The sequence below is a fragment of the Psychrobacter sp. T6-1 genome (assembly GCF_052258445.1).
In genome coordinates this window covers 1-8,397 of record NZ_JBQQFC010000098.1, presented here as the reverse complement: position 1 = coordinate 8,397, position 8,397 = coordinate 1, and the positions used below count along the sequence as shown (strand labels likewise).

Sequence of the window (8,397 nt, the reverse complement as noted above, 5' to 3'; positions counted from 1 at the left end):
ATCAGCCTCTACCCCTCCAACCCGCAAGTGAGCTATGCCTACTATGTACGCGGCGTGGCCAATATGCAAGGGCCATCAGGCGGCATTAATATTTTTAAGACCAATCAAGCTGAACGTGATACCTCCTACTTGCGTATTGCCTTTGCTAATTTTCAAGAATTAATTAACAAATACCCTAACAGCCCTTATGCGCCAGATGCCGCTCAGCGTATGACGTTTTTGTACAACCAATTTGCCGAGAGCGAGCTTGACGCTGCTAACTGGTACATTGAGCGCGAAGCTTATGTTGCCGCCGCCAATCGTGCCAAGTGGGTCTTTCAGTTTTATCCGCAAAGTGAATCTACGCCAAAAGCCTTGGCAGTTCTGGCTTACAGTCACGAGCAACTCGGACTAGATGACTTGGCTCAAGAGTACAAGACCCTGCTACAGATTAACTATCCTGATACGCTAACTAACGATGGCCGCGTCAAACTCGATACCAAACGCGACCGCACTTGGCTGAACAAAATCACCTTTGGTAAACTTGGCCGTGCTGATACCTCTAATACTACTGCTTTAAATGGTCAGTATACTGGCGCGACCAAAACTCAGATGGTACGTGATGCCGCGCAGCTCAGACTCCCAACGAGTGATACCTCTACTGCAAGCAATGCTATTGATTTTTCATCCTCGCGCTCAGGTCTTAATATTGGTCTTGGCTTGCCTGAGGAATCATCTGAACAAATCACCAGTCAAGGTAGCTCTGCATCAGCGGCTAGAGAAGCCAATGTTGATCCACAAAACATCAATCCTACGCGCCGTACGACGCTACCTGATGACAATGTCAGTGATCGCGTTCAGTTAGATGTACCTGATGTTGACGATACTGATGACATGGATGATACCGAGTAACTTTTGAGTAACTGCAGTCCTTAAGTAAGCTTAGTAGCTAAATAGGCTAGTACTTAAATTGACTTAGTACTTAAATTGGCTCACTGCTCAAAGTAAAAGCAATACTCAAATTTTTGTCAGTCAAATCTCATATTATTCTATTCAAGGTCAACTCTAGCGTTGGCCTTGTTTTTGGTTTTGCGCTCCCCTTTTATCGCTTTATGGTAAACTGTTTTTTGTATGAGTATCCCAAACCATATCCTCGAACAACTCAATAGCCAAGCTGACTTGATTAGCATTATTGGTCGTCATACGACGCTCAAACGTGCAGGTAGTGAGTATAAAGGCTGCTGCCCGTTTCATGGTGAAAAATCACCCTCGTTTTATGTCAATCCACAAAAAAACATCTATCACTGCTTTGGCTGTAGTGTCGGCGGTAATGCCATTAGCTTTTTGCGTGATTATGAAAGTCTCAGCTTCATCGAGGCGGTCAATGAGCTCTCCAAGCAGACGGGTATAGAAGTCCCTAAAGACGAGCAAAAAAACGTCAGCTACCAGCGCCGCGCGCCCAAGCCGCAGCCAAGCAAGCCGCATCCCGTTACATCGCAACCTGTTACATCACAAGATGTAGCGACGCCGCTATCAGCGTCATCAAGTAGCCGTAATACATCCAATAAAACAGCGCCGCCTGAGCATCATCGTCAGCCTACTAGCATAGATAATAATGACCATAGTTCTCAAGGTATGCCAGAGGATATTGCTTACGGCGCAGACTATGATGTCGGCAGTTTTGGTAGTAATGACATTGGCAGTACTGACATTGGTGGTACTTATGATAATAATTACGATTATAATGGCTTTGATGACAGTCACAACCTACCACCTGCTTGGGACTTGCATGCCAGCGCTAGCCTGCCAGGCTCTCAGGACAATCAAGCGGACCAAGACGGCAATTTATACGATCTTTTAGAGCAGATCGCAACCTTTTATCAGCACAGCCTGAGCACGCATCCGCATGCTATGCATTACTTTACCGCGCGCGGAGTTTCCGCCTCTATCATTGAGACCTTTGGACTGGGCTATGCGCCCTTTGGCTGGCAGCATCTAGAGCATCAGTTCCCGCAGGACATCGAAGGCCTTAAGGCACTTGGACTAGTGCGTCAGTCTGAGTCTGGGCGTGACTACGATCTGCTACGTGATCGGGTGATCTTCCCGATTCGTGATAATCAAGGACGTACTATTGGCTTTGGCGGGCGGGCGCTCGATGACGAGGTCAAGCCCAAATACATCAACTCCTCAGACTCCCCTGTCTTTCATAAGCAGCATGTGCTCTACGGCTATTATGAATCACGGCAGCAGCGCGCGGATAACTGGCTGGTAGTTGAGGGCTATATGGATGTCATTGCTCTGTATCAAGCGGGCATCTATGGCGCTGTAGCCTCTATGGGTACGGCGATTAATGAGAGTCAAATTGCGCGCCTTTTGACCATGAATCCAACGCTAACCTTGAGCTTTGACGGCGATAGCGCAGGACAAAAAGCCGCTTGGCGTACGCTTGAAGTTGCCCTGCCCGTGCTTGGTGATGACAAAGAGCTGCGCTTTTTGAATCTACCCAATGGCCATGATCCCGACACCTTTATCAAGGCCAATGGCGTGGATGCCATGCGCGAGCAGATAGCTGGCGCTATGCCTTTATCGCAGTATATCTTTGCTTATTTAAGTGAGCGCTATGACTTGAGCCTTGCCGAAGGTAAAGCCAAGCTGATGTCACAAGTGCGCACCTTGACGACCTCTTTACCCAAAGGCAGCAGTTTTCGTTATTTGCTCAATAACGATATTTACCAAAAGCTTGGCGGCAAGCGTAGTCAAAACACTGAGGCCAAAGATGCACTACTAGATTTTGATGGCGACATGACCATCAGTCAGCAGCTGCAACTGTGTTTTTTGTTTCAACCGCGCACGCTTATCGATGATCCGATTACATCCATTTGGCAGCAAGCAGGCATTGATCGTATCAACATACCGGCGCACATTATGCAGCGAGCCGCGCCTGACATCGTGCGTCCGCTCGCTTGGCAAGATCTGCAAGATGGCGCGCTATTTGATGTGGTTAGTACCATTCAGCGCTGCCTGCCATATTTGCCTAATGATGCAAACGCTGCCGCGCATTTTGTCTTATCGAACCTAAGTCCAAGCCATCAGCCTATGCTGAGTCGCAATTGGGGCGGATTCTATAAAGCCTTGACTGACAGACACGTGCTTAGCCTTGATGACTTGGTTGAAGAGTTGGTCAGTCAATTGCTTGAGCGTACTATGAAAAAGAAGATGCAAGAGCTGGTAAAAAACCCTGATCATATCAAGCAAGCGATCGTCAATATGCAAACCCAGCAGCTGAGCAACTGGCTACGGGGTAAGCGCGCTGAGCAATCGACGCAAATGGCGAGCAGTCAAATTTAGTATCATCAAGTCTGCGCAAATAGAGTATTTATAGTCTTATCGCCTCAAGCCCTTTAAAATACTCACTATAATCCCCATTGATTACACATACAAATCATTAAAACCTTACTAAGAATAATGATTATTTAAAAGTAACAAGTGAGCGCTGCAAAGCAGTTTCTTTAATGACAATAATTGCTAAAAACCTTTAGCGCGCTTTAACGTCATTCATAGAGTCTGTGCTAAACTACGCCGTTACTATTGTTATCCGTTTTGAGTGTTGAGCATTTTTAGGTGCTGTATTTTTGATGGTAAGAACCAATTGATATCCATTCATTTTTATTACTACTGATAAGTCTGACGCTGTTTTGACCTCTCTGTGATTAGGGTCAACCCTACTTTAAACGTCTCGTTGTCATCTCATAAAAATGTCTGTACAAAAAAAGCGAGTATTTATGAACGATAAGTCAGTTTCTAAGTCCACCTCTCAGCTGGCCACCTTGATTCAGATGGGTAAAGAGCAAGGCTACCTTACCTATGCTGAGGTGAACGATCAGCTTCCCGATTCTATTACCGAAAGTGATCAGATCGAAGATATCGTTCAGATGCTAACCGACGTCGGTATCAAAATCTTTGAGTCCGCGCCTGATGCTGATGACATCTTGATGAATGATGACTCAAGCGATGACGAAGCGGCGGCGGATGAAGCGGCGGCGGTACTTGCAGCGGTAGAGACTGAGCCTGGTCGCACAACAGACCCTGTGCGTATGTATATGCGCGAGATGGGTACAGTAGATCTGCTTACTCGTGAAGGCGAGATTGCCATTGCCAAACGCATTGAAGAAGGAACTCGTGACGTCCAACACGCAATGGCTTATTGGCCCGGTACCGTGCAGTTCGTCCTTGATGAATATCAGCGCGTACTCGATGGCGACAAAAAGCTCTCTGATGTGATCACAGGGTTTTTGGATCCTGAAACCGAAGAAGATAAGCAGGCGGCTAAAGAAGAAAAAGAGCGCGCCAAAGAAGAGCGTGAGCGTATCAAAGAAGAAAAAGAAAACGCCCCTATCATCAAGCCAAAAGTCAATGCAAAAGACGATGATGACGAAGACGACGAGGATGATGTTGACGGCGGCGATGACGAGGTCGAAGAAGAAACCAGTGGTATCGACCCTGAAGAGGTGCGTTTACGTGTTGAGGAAATCAGAGAGTTATTCGTTACTGCCAAGCAGGCCCTATTAGACTATGGACGCGGTAGCGCACAAGCCGTCGAAGCTTATGAGCAACTTGCTAGCCGCTTTATGATGCTCAAACTTAACAACCGCATGTCAGATCAGGTCATGGCGATTATGCATGATGTCTATGATGATGTGCGCAAACAAGAGCGTCAAATCATGCGTCTGGTCATCCGCCGTGGTCGCATGCCGCGCGAAGAGTTTCGCAAAACCTTTCCCAGTAATGAGACCAATGTTGATTGGCTCATTGAGCGCCTAAAAGGCAAGCCTGCATTTGGCGAGACGCTAGAGAAAGTCGTTGATGATGTGATTTTATTGCAGCGCAAAATCCGTGATTACGAGCAGCAGCTCGATATGCAAATTGTCGATATGAAGGATGTAGCACGGCGCATGGCGGTCGGTGAAGCCAAGGCTCGCCGCGCCAAGAAGGAAATGGTCGAAGCTAACTTGCGTCTGGTCATCTCAATCGCCAAAAAATATACCAACCGTGGTCTACAGTTCTTGGATTTAATCCAAGAAGGTAACATTGGCTTGATGAAAGCGGTCGATAAGTTTGAATATCGCCGTGGTTATAAGTTCTCAACTTATGCGACGTGGTGGATTCGTCAGGCGATCACCCGCTCTATCGCCGATCAGGCGCGTACGATTCGTATTCCAGTACACATGATTGAGACTATTAATAAGATCAACCGTGTCTCGCGTCAGTTATTGCAAGAGATGGGCCGTGAGCCGACGCCTGAGGAATTAGGCGAGCGTCTAGAGATGGACGAAGTCAAGGTACGTAAAGTACTCAAAATTGCCAAAGAGCCGATCTCTATGGAGACGCCTATCGGTGACGATGAAGACTCGCACTTAGGCGATTTTATCGAAGACTCTACGATCTCAAGCCCTGTCGATGATGCTACCTCAGCGGGCCTACGTGAGGCGACGCGTGACGTTTTAGGCAACTTGACAGAGCGTGAAGCACGCGTACTCAAAATGCGCTTTGGTATCGATATGCCAACCGATCATACGCTAGAAGAAGTCGGCAAGCAGTTCGATGTGACGCGTGAGCGTATCCGTCAGATAGAGGCCAAAGCCTTGCGTAAGCTGCGTCATCCGTCACGCTCTGAGCATCTACGTTCGTTCTTAGAGAATGACTAAACTCTAAGCACCGCTATATAGAGTACAAATCAAACCAAAAAGCTGAGCGAGTCTCAGCTTTTTTGTGCCTGCTATATAGCTGAGTATTCACTCTTGAAAAACCACTGACCAATCACTATATAGAGTGCATAAAGCGATCTGGCCAAGCTTACTGATTTAACTTAGTTGGGCGCTGTCAAACAACAATAAGGACTCTATTATGAGTAATGATCCAAACAACACTGTTGATCAAAACAACACCAATCAAAGCAACGCTAACCAAGCCACAACGCAGACCGATAGCAAAAGAGATGTTAAAGTGACTGAACTTGTCGCTAATGACGGTATCTTAAAAGGCAAAAAAACGGATATCCAAAATATCGAGCTATGGCAGTTTCCAATGGATTACCCGCTGAGCATTATTGGTCACGAAGGCGAGCATGATAGTTTGCTCAATGAAGTTAAACTCATTCTTGGTAGCCAGTTCCCAGATTTTGATTTGGCCTCTATTGAAGTCAAGCCGTCTAAAACAGGTCGCTTTCATTCAGCACGCGTCAATCTGTACTTGACCGAAGCGGCGCAAGTCAACGCGCTATATGCAGCACTTGATGAGGCCAAAACAGTACGCTTAGTCGTGTAAGCTATCTTAATATCAAATAGTCGTCACTCTTTTTAGGGTGGCGATTTTTTATGCTCTAAGCGCGCAAAATTTGAGTGCGTTTATATGCATTTAGTAAATAAGCGCATATTTTCATTTTTACAAAAAATTTTATAAAATCCTTTAAATTCTTCTACCCCTTGCCACATCGCCCTTTGCGTCAAAATCACACCCCTTCGCTCTTGTGACAACATAAATAAAATCTAAAATCAATATAGTATTTTCAAAATATTCGGGCTATATTGTGCCTACTTAACAACAAACACGCTATATGTAGTGCTCAGTGAATTTTCTCGTCACTAGGGCTGCGGCATCGTTTGGCCTAAAAAAAGTGGGCGGTATAGACGTAATATTCTAAACCATTAGGGGTTACCGCTCTACCTAGCGCTATAAAAGCAATCGCTAAGATTTTGACAAATAACAACATTGGATGAGGGACAACATGACACATATCGATAAGATTCAAGTAACCAAACGCGACGGACGCCTCGAGCCTATAGATTTGGATAAAATCCACAAGGTCATCGAGTGGGCAGCGGATGGACTCGATAATGTGTCAGTGTCGCAAGTGGAGCTCAAATCACACATTCAGTTCTATGAAGGCATCAAAACCCGCGATATCCACGAAACTATCATCAAGTCAGCCGCTGATCTCATCTCAGAGGATACGCCCGACTATCAGTACCTAGCCGCTCGCCTTGCAATCTTCCATCTGCGCAAGATCGCCTACAACCAGTTTGAGCCGCCGCATCTGTTTGACCATGTCACGACCCTCACCAATGCAGGTAAGTACGATGAGCATATCCTAGCTGATTATAGCCGTAGCGAGTTTGATGAGTTAGAGGCCTACCTAGATCACTGGCGCGATATGAATCTGGCTTACGCCGCCGTTGAGCAAATGGCAGGTAAGTACCTCGTGCAAGACCGCGTGTCAAAGACCGTCTATGAGAGCCCGCAGTTTCTCTATATGCTCGTCGGTATGTGTCTGTTTGCCAGCTACGATAAGTCCAATCGTTTAGACTTCGTCAAGCGCTTCTATGATGCGACTTCACAATTCAAAATTTCTTTGCCAACGCCGATCATGTCGGGCGTACGCACGCCATCACGCCAGTTCAGCTCGTGCGTGCTCATCGAGTGCGGTGACAGCCTTGATTCCATTAACGCCACTACCAGCGCTATCGTGCGCTATGTATCGCAGCGCGCCGGCATCGGTATCAACGCTGGCCGTATTCGCGCCCTTGGTAGCCCTATCCGCGGCGGTGAAGCTCAGCATACCGGCTGTATTCCGTTCTACAAGCTATTTCAAACGGCGGTAAAATGCTGCTCACAGGGCGGCGTACGTGGTGGTGCAGCGACGCTGTTCTACCCGCTATGGCACTTAGAAGTGGAATCACTTCTTGTCCTCAAAAACAATCGCGGCGTCGAAGACAACCGTGTCCGTCATATGGATTACGGCGTACAGATAAACAAAACCCTGTATACACGTCTGATCAAAGGGCAAGACATCACTCTATTCTCCCCTGATGATACCCCAGGTCTGTACGATGCCTTCTTTGAAGATCAAGACAAGTTCGAAGCGCTCTACACCAAATACGAAGGTGACGCGTCTATCCGTCAGCGCCAAATACCAGCGGCAGACCTATTTAGCCTGATGATGCAAGAGCGCGCCAGCACGGGTCGTATCTACATCCAAAACGTCGATCATTGCAATACCCATAGCCCGTTTGATGCGACAGTTGCTCCGATTCGCCAGTCTAATCTATGTATGGAAATCGCCCTACCGACCAAGCCGCTTGATAACATCAATGATGAAGAGGGTGAGATCGCCCTATGTACGCTATCAGCCGTTAATCTAGGCAAAGTCGATAACGTCAGCGATATCGAAGAGCCAGCCGAACTGATCGTGCGTGCGCTCGACGCCCTACTCGACTATCAAGACTATCCCGTCAAAGCCGCTCATAACGGCAGCATGCGTCGCCGTACCCTCGGTGTGGGCGTCATTAACTATGCCTATTACCTTGCGAAGAATGGCGTACGCTATTCAGACGACTCAGCATTGGGTCTCACCCATCAAAC

Annotated in this window: 5 protein-coding genes; all 5 read left to right on the top strand. The window is 47.1% G+C overall.

The window, feature by feature from the left end; genetic code table 11:
- Positions 1 to 891: outer membrane protein assembly factor BamD (locus tag ACTXGO_RS07155; protein WP_443573854.1), on the top strand; the 891-nt coding region annotated here is incomplete at its 5' end.
- 219 nt (positions 892 to 1,110) lie between these two features.
- On the top strand, positions 1,111 to 3,327 hold the full coding sequence (locus tag ACTXGO_RS07150) for a DNA primase (protein WP_443573852.1): 2,217 nt from the start codon (positions 1,111 to 1,113) through the stop codon (positions 3,325 to 3,327).
- A 434-nt stretch (positions 3,328 to 3,761) separates the two neighbouring features.
- Positions 3,762 to 5,684: an RNA polymerase sigma factor RpoD gene (gene rpoD / locus ACTXGO_RS07145; RefSeq protein ID WP_443573851.1), complete on the top strand. Its 1,923-nt coding sequence runs from the start codon at positions 3,762 to 3,764 to the stop codon at positions 5,682 to 5,684.
- A gap of 325 nt (positions 5,685 to 6,009) precedes the next feature.
- Positions 6,010 to 6,303 carry a YbeD family protein gene (locus ACTXGO_RS07140; protein WP_317199045.1) on the top strand — a complete coding sequence of 98 codons (294 nt, stop codon included), beginning with the start codon at positions 6,010 to 6,012 and terminating at the stop codon, positions 6,301 to 6,303.
- Positions 6,304 to 6,763: 460 nt separating this feature from the next.
- The coding region (gene nrdA / locus ACTXGO_RS07135; protein ID WP_443573849.1) for a class 1a ribonucleoside-diphosphate reductase subunit alpha at positions 6,764 to 8,397 on the top strand (1,634 nt) is incomplete at its 3' end.

Coding starts and splice junctions, on each gene's coding strand:
- ACTXGO_RS07150 (WP_443573852.1), top strand. CDS start 1,111: ATGAGTATCCCAAACCATATCCTCGAACAACTCAATAGCCAAGCTGAC.
- rpoD (WP_443573851.1), top strand. CDS start 3,762: ATGAACGATAAGTCAGTTTCTAAGTCCACCTCTCAGCTGGCCACCTTG.